Origin of the sequence: Streptomyces mirabilis (assembly GCF_018310535.1) — a bacterium.
Taxonomy (GTDB): Bacteria; Actinomycetota; Actinomycetes; order Streptomycetales; family Streptomycetaceae; genus Streptomyces.
This window is the reverse complement of sequence record NZ_CP074102.1, coordinates 2942722-2954913: the sequence shown is the minus strand read 5'-3', so window position 1 is coordinate 2954913 and position 12192 is coordinate 2942722. Positions and strand designations below refer to the sequence as shown.

The 12192-nt window shown below is 68.1% G+C and carries 10 protein-coding genes; 6 read left to right on the top strand and 4 right to left on the bottom strand.

Annotation, left to right across the window (positions count from 1 at the left end; genetic code table 11):
- Positions 1-5: 5 nt before the first annotated feature.
- From SMIR_RS12855 to trhA, 3 genes are all read right to left on the bottom strand, one after another.
- Positions 6-668: a TetR/AcrR family transcriptional regulator gene (locus tag SMIR_RS12855; protein ID WP_168495053.1), complete on the bottom strand. Its 663-nt coding sequence runs from the start codon at positions 666-668 to the stop codon at positions 6-8.
- The gene (locus SMIR_RS12850) at positions 665-2233 is read right to left on the bottom strand and encodes a DHA2 family efflux MFS transporter permease subunit (RefSeq protein WP_212727025.1); all 1569 of its coding nucleotides are present in this window, start codon (positions 2231-2233) and stop codon (positions 665-667) included. Before SMIR_RS12850 ends, SMIR_RS12855 begins: the two co-directional genes overlap by 4 nt.
- A 114-nt stretch (positions 2234-2347) precedes the next feature.
- Complete coding sequence (trhA, locus tag SMIR_RS12845) at positions 2348-3061, bottom strand: PAQR family membrane homeostasis protein TrhA (RefSeq protein WP_168495058.1); 714 nt, start codon at positions 3059-3061, stop codon at positions 2348-2350.
- 333 nt (positions 3062-3394) lie between these two features.
- Here trhA and SMIR_RS12840 point away from each other — a divergent pair, with 333 nt between their 5' ends.
- Both SMIR_RS12840 and rfbA read left to right on the top strand, forming a co-directional pair.
- Entirely contained in the window at positions 3395-5218 is a 1824-nt protein-coding gene (locus tag SMIR_RS12840) for a phosphoenolpyruvate carboxykinase (GTP) (RefSeq protein WP_168495060.1), read from the top strand.
- 291 nt (positions 5219-5509) lie between these two features.
- On the top strand, positions 5510-6454 hold the full coding sequence (gene rfbA, locus SMIR_RS12835; RefSeq protein ID WP_168495062.1) for a glucose-1-phosphate thymidylyltransferase RfbA: 945 nt from the start codon (positions 5510-5512) through the stop codon (positions 6452-6454).
- Positions 6455-6577: 123 nt separating this feature from the next.
- Here rfbA and SMIR_RS12830 read toward each other — a convergent pair whose 3' ends face one another.
- Positions 6578-8035: a DUF2079 domain-containing protein gene (locus SMIR_RS12830; RefSeq protein ID WP_248003097.1), complete on the bottom strand. Its 1458-nt coding sequence runs from the start codon at positions 8033-8035 to the stop codon at positions 6578-6580.
- Positions 8036-8310: 275 nt separating this feature from the next.
- On the opposite strand from SMIR_RS12830, the gene SMIR_RS12825 reads away from it, so the two are divergent.
- From SMIR_RS12825 to rfbD, 4 genes are all read left to right on the top strand, one after another.
- Complete coding sequence (locus tag SMIR_RS12825; RefSeq protein WP_168495066.1) at positions 8311-8910, top strand: dTDP-4-dehydrorhamnose 3,5-epimerase family protein; 600 nt, start codon at positions 8311-8313, stop codon at positions 8908-8910.
- Positions 8911-9339: 429 nt separating this feature from the next.
- Positions 9340-10119 (top strand): hypothetical protein, encoded by a 780-nt coding sequence (locus SMIR_RS12820; RefSeq protein WP_212727024.1) that lies wholly within the window; start codon positions 9340-9342, stop codon positions 10117-10119.
- Positions 10120-10291: 172 nt separating this feature from the next.
- Positions 10292-11263, top strand: coding sequence for a dTDP-glucose 4,6-dehydratase (rfbB, locus tag SMIR_RS12815; RefSeq protein ID WP_168495068.1), 972 nt, complete (start codon positions 10292-10294; stop codon positions 11261-11263).
- Positions 11260-12180, top strand: coding sequence for a dTDP-4-dehydrorhamnose reductase (rfbD, locus tag SMIR_RS12810; protein WP_249938418.1), 921 nt, complete (start codon positions 11260-11262; stop codon positions 12178-12180). The genes rfbB and rfbD overlap by 4 nt, the downstream gene beginning before the upstream one ends.
- Positions 12181-12192 lie beyond the last annotated feature (12 nt).

The following is a 12192-nucleotide window of genomic DNA, read 5'->3' as shown; positions in this document are numbered from 1 at the left end:
GGATGTCACGCCGGAGAGCCCTGGTCTCGGGTGTTTTCGGTGGGGAGGCCGTGTTCCAGGACGTCCATCGTGCGGTCCACCAGATCCGAGAACTCGTCCCGGTGGTCGTTCTCCGCCCAGTACAGGGAGGTCTCCATCAGGCCGCCGATGAGCGCCATCGCGTAGACCCGCACCTCCAGGCTGTCCGGGTCCCGGCCGGTGCGTTCGCCGATCGCCTGGCAGAGCATGTTGCCGGTGACCGACATGCTCTCCATCATCCGCGAGCGCACCGCCGGGACCTGGACCATCAGGTGGGTCCGCAGCCGGGACACCTCGGGGTCATCCTTGATGCCGAGCCGGATGGCCTTCTGCATCACATAGCGGAGGGTGTCCATCCACGGCTCGTCGGTGGGCCGGGCGCGGAGTTCCTCCATGATGAGCGGGTCGAACTCGTCCGTGAGGACGATGTCCTCCTTGGTGGGGAAGTAGCGGAAGATCGTCGACGGCGACACCTCGGCGCGCTCGGCGATCTGCTCGATCGTCGTCGCGTCGTACCCCTGTTCCTTGACCAGTGTGTACATCGCGGTGCGGATCGCCTCGCGGGTCTTGATCTTCTTGCGCTCGCGGAGTCCCAGCTGAGGGCGGTCGGCGGGGCTGAAGGGGGAGGGTGCGGCCGTCATGTTGCTCATTGTCCGGCATCCGCCGCAACGGTGACCATGGCCGGGTCCGCGTCCTCCTTCGTGGCGTGCGCGACGGGGGTGTTGGGCAGGAAGGCCGCGGCCAGCAGGGCGGTGACGAGGGCCGCGACGCCGCACACCAGCAGGACCAGGCCCATGCCGTGGACGTACGCGCTGTTCGCGGAGGCCACGAGATCGGCCGAGCCCGCCTTCTGGGCGACGATGTGCGCCGCGACCACGGACTCCCCGGCGGTGTCGGCGGCCTTCGCGGGCAGACCGGTGACGTCGAGGCGGTCGCGGAAAGTGCCGGCCAGCAGGCTGCCGAGGAGGGCGATGCCGATCGCGCTGCCGACCTGGCGCGTCGTCATGAGGAGCCCGGAGCCGCTGCCGGCCCGGTCGCGGGGCAGGGCGCCGAGGGCGCCGTCCATCGCGGGGACGACCGAGAAACCGAAGCCGAAGCCGGTGATGGACAGCCACAGCGCGGTGAAGCCGTAGCCCGAGTCGACGGTCGTACGGCTGCCGAGCAGCGCGGCGAAGGCCAGTACCACCAGTCCCGCGCTGACCACCGCGCGGGAGCCGAACCGGGCGACGACCGGCTGTGCGGCCCGGGCCGCGACGATCAGGCCGCCCATCATGGGCAGCAGCCGCAGGCCGGTGCCGAAGGCGTCGTGGCCGAGCACCGCCTGGAGATACGGCGGCAGCACGAACAGCAGGCCGGACAGGACGAACATCACCAGCGTCGCCGCGATCGTGTTGAACAGGAACCCGCGGTGGGTGAGCAGCGACATGTCGAGCATGGGGCGTTCCACGCGCCGCTCGCGCAGCACCAGGGCGGTGATCAGAACGGCGGCCCCAGCGAGCATGCCCACGATCAGCGGGTCGCCCCAGCCGCGGCTGGGCGCCTCGATGATCGCGTAGATGAGGGCGCCGAGGCCTGCCGCGGTGAGCGCGGTGGAGAGGGTGTCGACCTTGGGGGAGGCGGGGTCGCGGGTCTCGGGCAGCAGGAAGACGCAGGCGGCGATGCCGATCGCGGCCATCGGGACGTTGACCAGGAAGACCGAGCCCCACCAGAAGTGGTTGAGCAGCCAGCCGCCGATGATCGGGCCGAGCGGCAGACCGAGCGACGAGGCGGCGGAGATGATGCCGACGGCCTTGGTGCGCTCGTCGGGTCCGAAGAGCGAGGGCAGCACGGACAGGGCGAGCGGCATGACCAGCGCGGCGCCGAGGCCCATCACCGTGCGGGCCACGATGACCCAGTTGACGTCGTCGGCCAGGGCGCCGGCCACGGAACCGGCGAGGAAGATCCCGAGCCCCACGACGAGCATCCGCCGCCGCCCGAACCGGTCGCCGAGCAGTCCCGCCGGGAGCATCAGCGCGGCGAAGACGATCACGTACGCGTCCGCCATCCACTGCTGCTGGCCGGTGGTGGCGCCGAGTTCGCCCGCCATCGTCGGCAGGGCCACGTTGAGGATCGTCGTGTCGAATCCGAGCGTGAGCATGCTCGCGACCAGGGCCCCGAGGGCCCACCAGCGGCGCGGGTCGCGCCGTACGCCATCGTCTTGCGTGACAGTAACCATGAAATGAAAGTAACTGTCAAAAGGTGGCGCATGTCAATGGGGCTGCACTGTCAGGGCATACAAAAATGGCCACGGCTCGGAAGCCGTGGCCATTCAGGGAGGAAGGGGGGTGCGTTACCCGTGCTGGTAGGCCACCAGTGAGATGCCCACGTAGTGCACGACGAACGCCGCGAGAGTGAGGGAGTGGAAGACCTCGTGGAAGCCGAACCAGCGGGGTGAGGGGTTGGGGCGCTTGATCCCGTAGATCACACCGCCCGCGCTGTAGAGCAGTCCGCCGACGATCACCAGGACCAGCACGGCGATGCCGCCCGTGCGCATGAAGTCCGGGAGGAAGAAGACGGCCGCCCAGCCCATCGCTATGTAGCAGGGGGTGTAGAGCCAGCGCGGGGCGCCGACCCAGAACACCCGGAAGATGATGCCCGCCGCCGCGGCGGCCCAGATGCTCCACAGGAGCCACTGTCCCTTGGCACCGGGGAGCAGCAGCATCGTCAGCGGTGTGTAGGTGCCCGCGATGATCAGGAAGATGTTGGCGTGGTCGAGTCTGCGCAGCACGCCGTCCATCCGCGGGCTCCAGTTGCCGCGGTGGTAGAGCGCGCTCACTCCGAACAGGAGGCAGGCCGTCAGGACGAAGATCCCGCAGGCGATGCGGGCCCGCGTGGAACTGGCCAGAGCGGTGAGCACCAGACCGGAGATCAGGACGGCCGGGAACATGCCGAGGTGCAGCCAGCCGCGGAGCTTGGGCTTGACCGGATGCGACGGGGAGTGCGCTGCGGGACTGCGGCCTGCGGCCGGCGAGTCCGTGGGCGCGTCGGGGACGGGCGCAGTCATAGGTGGAATCCTACCTACGGAACCGTAAGTTACGTGTCAGTACGGCGCACTGAACAGCCAAGAATGGCCATGTTCTCACGAGCGTGGCGCAAGGCGGCGCACGCGCAAAAAAACCTTCAGCTGAACCCAACGTGTACGCAAAGAATCGCGGATACACGTGGCGATGGTCACTCCGCTCACGTGTGAGGCCCTCTGGACATATGGGCGAACCCGTCGGATGATCAAATGAGTGCGGTCGGCACCGGATGAGCGCCATGGGTCTCTACACCCCGAAGCATCCGGGTCGCAGCCCCCACGGGGCCTCAACAAAAAACCCCTCATCTAGGAGCAATCGTGGCGCGCGACATCGCGGCTCCCTCCACCGTCCCCACCCAGCACAAGGAACTGATCTCGTGGGTCAACGAGATCGCAGAACTGACCCAGCCGGACAACGTGGTCTGGTGTGACGGATCCGAGGCCGAGTACGAGCGCCTGTGCGAGGAGCTCGTTCACAAGGGCACCTTCAAGAAGCTCGATCCGATCAAGCGCCCGCATTCCTACTACGCCGCTTCCGACCCGACCGATGTCGCGCGGGTCGAGGACCGGACGTTCATCTGCTCCGAGAAGGAGGAGGACGCGGGCCCGACCAACCACTGGAAGGCGCCCGCCGAGATGCGGGAGATATTCGCGGGGGAGAAGGGCATCTTCCGCGGCTCGATGAAGGGCCGGACGATGTACGTCGTCCCGTTCTGCATGGGCCCGCTCGGCTCCGACCTCTCCGCGATCGGCGTCGAGATCACCGACTCCGCCTACGTCGCCGTGTCCATGCGCACCATGACCCGCATGGGACAGCCCGTCCTCGACGAGCTCGGGACCGACGGCTTCTTCGTGCGTGCTGTGCACACGCTCGGAGCGCCGCTGGCCGAGGGCCAGGCGGACGTGCCGTGGCCGTGCAACTCCACCAAGTACATCTCGCACTTCCCCGAGTCCCGCGAGATCTGGTCCTACGGCTCCGGCTACGGCGGCAACGCGCTGCTCGGCAAGAAGTGCTACGCCCTGCGCATCGCGTCCGTCATGGCGCGTGACGAGGGCTGGCTCGCCGAGCACATGCTCATCCTGAAGCTGACCCCGCCCACCGGTGAGTCCAAGTACGTCGCCGCCGCCTTCCCGAGCGCCTGCGGCAAGACCAACCTCGCCATGCTGGAGCCCACCGTCTCCGGCTGGACGGTCGAGACGATCGGCGACGACATCGCGTGGATGCGGTTCGGCGAGGACGGCCGGCTGTACGCGATCAACCCCGAGGCCGGTTTCTTCGGCGTCGCGCCCGGTACCGGTGAGCACACCAACGCCAACGCGATGAAGACGCTGTGGGGCAACTCCGTCTTCACCAACGTCGCGCTCACCGACGACAACGACATCTGGTGGGAGGGCATGACGGAGGAGACTCCGGCCCACCTGACCGACTGGAAGGGCAACGACTGGACGCCGGAGTCCGGTACGCCCGCCGCCCACCCCAACGCCCGCTTCACCGTCCCCGCCTCGCAGTGCCCGATCATCGCGCCCGAGTGGGAGGACCCCAAGGGCGTGCCGATCTCGGCGATCCTCTTCGGCGGACGCCGCGCCACCGCCGTACCGCTGGTGACGGAGTCCTTCGACTGGAACCACGGCGTCTTCCTCGGCGCCAACGTGGCCTCCGAGAAGACCGCCGCCGCCGAGGGCAAGGTCGGCGAGCTGCGTCGCGACCCCTTCGCCATGCTGCCGTTCTGCGGCTACAACATGGGCGACTACATGGGGCACTGGGTCGACGTCGCCAAGGACAAGGACCAGGCGAAGCTTCCGAAGATCTACTACGTGAACTGGTTCCGCAAGAACGACGCGGGCAAGTTCGTGTGGCCGGGCTTCGGTGAGAACAGCCGCGTCCTGAAGTGGATCGTGGACCGCCTCGACGGCAGGGCCGAAGGCGTCGAGACCCCCATCGGCATCCTGCCGGCCAAGGGCGCCCTGGACACCAAGGGACTCGACCTCTCCGAGGCAGACCTCGACTTCCTGCTCACCGTCGACAAGGACGTGTGGCGCGAGGAGGCGGCGCTCGTGCCCGAGCACCTCAACACCTTCGGCGAGCACACCCCGAAGGAACTGTGGGACGAGTACCGCGCGCTGGTGCGGCGCCTGGGCTAGCCCCCAGTGGACGGCGGTCTCGCGGCCGCAGTCCACCCTCGAACTCCGCGGCCGGTCCGACTTGCCCTGACCTGCGACGTCGCCAGGCCGGCCGCGGGGGCGACATCACGAACGGGCCCGGTGTGCGCGCCGTACAACGACGTACGGTGCGCACATCGGGCCCGTTTTCGTACACGGCACGATGTGGCCGGCGGCGGCGACTTCGCGTGATCCGCATCGGTCCTACCCTTATGCGCGCCATGAACGGTGTGAAAAGGGCTTATTCATGGGTAATTCGCCTATGGTGACGTCATGCGCGGAATCCTGTTGGCCGGGGGCACCGGCTCGCGACTTTGGCCGTTGACCCGCTCGGTGTCGAAACAACTGTTGCCGGTGTTCGACAAGCCCATGGTCTATTACCCGCTAACCACACTGGTGATGGCCGGTGTCCGCGAGATTCTGATCGTCACCACCCCCGAAGACCAGTTCCAGTTCCGTCGTCTGCTCGGCGACGGCACCCAACTGGGCCTGCGGCTGGAATACATGGCACAGGAGCGTCCGGAGGGCATTGCTCAGGCTTTCGTACTGGGAGCCGACTTCATCGACGGTGAGCCGGTCGCCCTGATTCTGGGCGACAACATCTTCCACGGCAGCGGCCTTGGCACACGGCTGGCCCGCCACGACGATCTGAAGGGCGGCAGGGTGTTCGCCTATCAGGTCGCCAACCCCTCGGCCTACGGCGTGGTGGAGTTCGACGAACTGGGCCGAGCGCTTTCCATCGAAGAGAAACCGGACCGGCCCCGCTCCCGGTACGCCGTGCCCGGACTGTACTTCTATGACAACCAGGTCGTGGACATCGCCCGCGCTCTACGGCCGAGTGCCAGGGGCGAGTTGGAGATCACCGACCTCAACCGCGTCTATCTGGAGGCCGGGGCGCTGCACGTCACCCGGCTCGACCGGGGCACCGCGTGGCTTGACACCGGAACCTTCAACTCCATGGTTCAGGCCTCGGAATTCGTTCGGGTGATCGAGGAGCGCCAGGGCTTCAAGGTCGGCTGCGTCGAGGAGGCGGTCTGGCGGGCAGGCCTGATCGACGACCACCGGCTCCGGCAGCTGGCCCAGCCGCTGCTCAAGAGCGGATACGGCCAGTATCTGCTGGGGCTTCTGGAGGACTCCCGCTACGTCGTCATGCCCCAAAGGGGCAGTGGATCGCGTCGCGAAGAACCGCTGCGGACAGGGCCGGGAGCTCCTGTGTGACGGTGATCGCCGCCGCCCGTCCCACCACCCTGCCCGCACAAGATGTGGGTGGACGGCGGCGGCCACCGGCACCCGGGAGAGCCGGTCCGGACGGACGCCCCGGCGAATGCCTTCGAGGCCCGATCAGCTCCGGTGGTGCGGCATCGCCTCCCGGTGGTGCAGCAGCACGAAGCCGCTCTGCTCCGCCACCAGGTCGTACCCCGTACGGCGGTTCTCCGCCAACTGCGACTGTTCCGCTTCAATGCTCAGTGGCTCGCCCGGCCACCCTCGTCCACTGTCCGGAACCCATGTGTCCACCATGATCCACTGAGGGTTGGGGCGGCTGCCCGGCGAGCCGTAGAGGCCGACGCTCGTACGGTGGACGAGCTGGGGTGCCAGCTCGTTGGACGCCTGGACCCTGGCGCCGTCGGGGATCTTGTCCATCAGGTGATGGGCGACGGCGACGCGAGGGTCGGTCCGCCAGGTGTCCGGCTGGACCAGTTGGAACAGAGAGAAGTTCGGAAGGACCATGAGGGTGATCGCGGCGGAGCCCACGAGGTAGCGGCGCAGACTGCGCCCGCTCGTCCCACGTCGCACCAGGGCGTCGATGAAGGCCGCGAAGACGATCGGCATCAGGACGAGCGAGTAGTGGAAGCCGGTCCCCCAGTGCAGGCTGTTGCTCGACGTGAAGCGCCACACCAGAGTCGGCAGGGCGACCCACAGCAGCGGGGACCGCATCGCCAGGAACACGGTGGGGGCGAGCACGAGAAGGAGTGTCGACACCTTGGTCTCGGGGGTGACCAGACCGATCGTGCCCCGGTGGAGCAGATCCAGCAGACCGCCCGCACTGGCACTGCCGACTCCAGGTGCTCCGGAACCGTCTTCGACCAGGGACCAATAGGCGAAGGACCCGCTCGGGTTGAAGGCCGGCAGAACCACGAACAGCGCCAGCACCGTCCCGCAGAGGCCGGCTGTGGCCGTGAACATTCCGAGCCCGCGATCGCCCCGCCGGGCGATGACGAGACCGATGAGGAGAACCGTGAGTCCGAGGTCTTCCTTCACGAACAGCAGGGGAAGAGCCCAGCACGCCGCGGCCATCAGCCGGTCATTCCCGAGGGCGGTCAGCGAGAACGCCAGGAGCGGAGCGGCGAAGGCCACTTCGTGGAAGTCGTAGCCGACCGCACTCGCGATTCCCCAGGCGAGCCCGTAGCAGGCACCGATCACCGCGCCGGCCGGGCCGCCCAGAGTTCGGCGCGCCCAAAGGGTCAGAGGGGCGACGCTCACCGCGATGAGCGCGGCCTGCACGACGAGAAGCGTTTCCGCCCCCCGCCACACCCAGTAAAAAGGCGCAACGAGCGCCAGGATGGGAGAGAAGTGATCCCCCAGGACGGGAAAGCCCTGGCCCTTCACTTCGGAGACCGGCAAGTGTCCTTCCGCGTATGAGCGGACGACCTGTTCGAAGATTCCCAGGTCATAGCTGCTCGTGAGCATGCGTTGGTGGAGACGGAGCGATACCGCCGAGTACATGACGAACAGTGCTCCCGCCATGGCCCAGATCCACCATGTGCCGTCGAAGAGGCCCTTGGGAGGCGGGTCGGACATCGCCTCTTTCTGCAAGGGCGGTTGTTGCGTCGGGACCGTTGCGTTTTTGGTGTGCGATGTCTGCATCGAGAGCCCTTCGGGAAACCGGGAGTGGCGGCCATCAAGATGCCAGCAGCGTGCGGTATTCGACCTCGGCCAAACTCCCGTGTAGTCAGAATCCTCCGAATGGCCGCACGCGACCGCCGCCGTGCGGCCTAAAGTCCCGCGACGGATGTCCCGAAGACACGGACGTAGTAGTCGGTGAAAAGACCTGTGCGGCGGAAGGAAGCAATCACGTGAGACCACTTGGCATCGAAGGGGCCTGGGTGGACACACCCAAGGCGTTCGCGGACAGCAGGGGGCGATTCCACGAGTGGTTCAAGAGCGACAGGTTCCACGATTCCATCGGCCAGGGGTTCCCACTCGAGCAGGCGAACTGCTCTCGCTCGGTTCGCGGAACTCTTCGCGGTATCCACTATGCGTCGGTCCCGCCGGGGCAGGCCAAGTACGTCACCTGCGTCAGCGGCGCCGTCCTCGACGTGGTGGTCGACATCCGCACCGGCTCCCCGAGTTTCGGGAAATGGGAGGCGGTTCGGCTCGATGACACGACGCACCGCTGCGTCTACCTCTCGGAAGGGCTGGGCCACGCCTTCATGGCGTTGGAGGACAACTCCACCGTCGTATACCTGTGTTCGCAGGGGTATGCGCCGCAGCGTGAGCACGGGATCGACCCGCTCGACCCGACGTTGGCCATCGCCTGGCCCGAGGACCTCGCACCGTGCCTTTCCGACAAGGACGCCGCGGCGCCCACGCTGGCGGAAGCCGAGCGGCAAGGTCTGCTGCCCTCCTTCGAGGACTGCAGTGCGTATCGCAGAAGTCTCGTGAGCAGGGACTGAGAAAGCTGCCCTTCGGCACAGCCCCGCCCTTGCGGCGGGGCGGCTCGCCGCCCGGATCAGAGGGTGTCAGCCTCCACGACATCGCGCTGTGAAAAGTCAGTACTACGCCGGATCAGCACCTCTCCGCCCGGCAATGGAAAATCCGGGGAAATCGCGGAGAAATTCGGCTGTTGTCGTCCCGGTCGTGCCGGATCGTCCGCCATTGAGGCCGCACGGGTGATCCTCGTTTACGACACGGGGCAACTCGTGATCATTCAATCGCGGAGAGTAAAGAATAGAGCTGTCCGTAGCCGTGGGCGTAGGCGTAGCCGTAGGCGACGCGACACGCTTGCGAGTAAAGCGCACCGAGTGCGCGCGCATGCGATGTGGTCACTCCAAGTTCGCAAGAAAGGTTCTCTGGTGAGCCGTAGAACGATCCGAAGTTCCCGCTTGAAGACCGCCACTCTGGTGTCGGCAGGTGCGCTTGCTGTCGCGCTCAACGTCGTCCCGAGCACGACGGCCATCGCCGACGCGATCCACAGGTCCGGCGCCGACGTCAGCGCGGGGCTGCCCGGCCCGAACGGCGTCAAGAGCGCCGTCGGCGGCGGTGGTGGTGGTCATGGTGACCGCGGGCCGCAGGGACCGCGCGGCCACGAGGGCAAGCGGGGCCCCCAGGGTCCGCAGGGTCCGCAGGGCCCCCAGGGCCCCCAGGGCCCCCAGGGCAAGAAGGGGCACCAGGGCGCCCAGGGTCCGCAGGGTCCGCAGGGTCCGCAGGGTCCGCAGGGTCCGCGGGGTTACCAGGGTGCGCAGGGCGCCCAGGGCGCCCAGGGCGAGCAGGGCGAGCAGGGTGTGCAGGGCAACCAGGGTGCTCAGGGCGCCCAGGGTGCTCAGGGCGCCCAGGGTGCTCAGGGCGAGCAGGGTGTGCAGGGCAACCAGGGTGCTCAGGGCGCCCAGGGTGCTCAGGGCGCGCAGGGCAAGACCGTCCACACGTACGTCGTCCACGACTCGTTCACCGAGCCCACCAAGTTCGTGGACATCTTCTGCCTGCCCGGTGACGAAGCCACCGGCGGCGGATACTCTTCAGGCGGCGCCAACGTCGCGCTCAACAGGCCCATCCCCAGCGCAACAGGAAACACCCCCATTGGGTGGCAGGTTGGCACCCCGGCCGCCATCGCGGCACCGCCCGGGTCTTCCACGACCGACGGCTACGTGGTCTGCAACGATCTGTAACTCCCACGCGAACGGTGGCGCACTGTCGGCCATCCGCTTTCGCTGAGATCGAGCGAACGGTGCCCCCGAGGCTTCGGCCTCGCGGGCACCGTCCGCGTTGTGTCCGCGTCCGCGACCTGGCGTCCGAAGCTTCGGTGCTGGACCCCGGGCAGTAAGAAAGACTCTGAGAACTATGCGCATCCTTGTGACCGGCGGCGCTGGATTCATCGGTTCGGAATACGTCCGGCGGCGGCTGAATTCGGACCCGACAGCGCGGATCACCGTCCTCGACAAACTCACCTATTCGGGGGTCGAGGCAAATCTGGCACCGGTGGCTGAACACCCGGGCTACACCTTCGTGCGGGGCGACATCTGCGACCCGGGTGTCGTCGACCAGGTGATTGCGGGCCAGGACGCGGTGGTCCATTTCGCCGCCGAGTCGCATGTGGACCGGTCGATCGACGGGGCCGGTCCGTTCGTCCGCACCAATGTGATGGGCACGCAGGTGCTCCTGGACGCGGCTCACCGGCACGGCGTCGGCCGCTTCGTCCATGTGTCCACCGACGAGGTGTACGGCTCGATCAGCGAAGGCTCGTGGACCGAGGGGTGGCCCCTGGCGCCCAACTCCCCCTACTCCGCGTCGAAAGCCGGCTCCGACCTGCTGGCGCTCGCCTACCACCGCACCCACGGCCTGGATGTCGTGGTCACCCGGTGCACCAACAACTACGGGCCGTACCAGTTTCCCGAGAAGGTCGTCCCGCTCTTCATCACCAACCTGATCGACGGGAACACGGTCCCCCTGTACGGAGACGGCCGCAACCTCCGCGACTGGCTGCACGTCTCCGACCACTGCCGGGGCATCGACCTGGTCCTGCACGGCGGCAGGGCCGGGGAGGTCTACCACATCGGCGGCGGGACCGAGCTCAGCAACCACAAGCTCACCGGCCTGCTGCTGGACGCGGTCGGCGCGGGCTGGGACAGGGTCGAGTACGTGGCCGACCGCAAAGGCCACGACCTGCGCTACTCGCTGGACGACAGCAAGATCCGCGAGCAACTCGGCTACGCGCCGCAGGTGTCGTTCACGGAGGGCCTGGCCGCCACGGTCGCCTGGTACCGCGAACACCGCTCCTGGTGGGAGCCGCTGAAGGAGAGGGCCGTGCTGTGACGACCACGAGCTGGCTGGTGACCGGTGCGCGCGGACTCCTCGGCCAGGACGTGCTGGCCGAACTCGCTGCCGATCCGGATGCCGCGGTGACGGGACTGGGCCGTGACCAGCTCGACATCACCGACCCGACGGCCGTCCGCGCGGCCGTCACCGGTCACGGGGTGGTCGTCAACTGCGGTGCCTGGACGGATGTCGACGGCGCCGAGCGGGCGGAGGCGGCGGCCACAGCCGTGAACGGCGCAGGCGTCCGCCACCTCGCGCGCGCCTGCGCGGACAGCGGCGCCCTGCTGCTGCACATCTCCACCGACTACGTGTTCCCGGGCGACGCCCGTCGGCCGTACCCCGAAGACGCACCGACGGGCCCCGTCAACGCGTACGGACGGAGCAAACTGGCAGGGGAGCGGGCAGTCGCCGAACTACTGCCGGGCACCGGCTACATCGTGCGCACCGCCTGGCTCTACGGCGCGCACGGCCCCAATTTCGTGGCCACCATGCTCGAACTGGCAGCCCGGCGCGAGACTCTGGACGTGGTGGCCGACCAGCACGGCCAGCCCACCTGGTCCCGTGCGCTCGCCCGGCAGCTGGCGGCCCTCGGCCGTGCCGCCCTGGCCGGTCGGGCACCGGCAGGCATTTACCACGGTACGGCGGCGGGCCACACCACGTGGTGCGGCCTGGCGCGTGAGACCTTCCGTCTCAGCGGACTCGATCCCGAGCGCGTCCGCCCGGTCGACTCGGACAAGTTCCCGCGTCCGGCCGCCCGTCCGGCGTTCGGTGTCCTCGGCCACGGCAACTGGCTGCGGGCCGGTCTCGCGCCACTGCCCCGCTGGGACGACCAGCTGACCGCGGCCTTGAAGGCGCCCGCCTTCGGCGCTCTGGCCGTCGCGGCGCGCACGAGCGGCGGAAGCCTGCCGACCTGAGGAAGCCAAGGT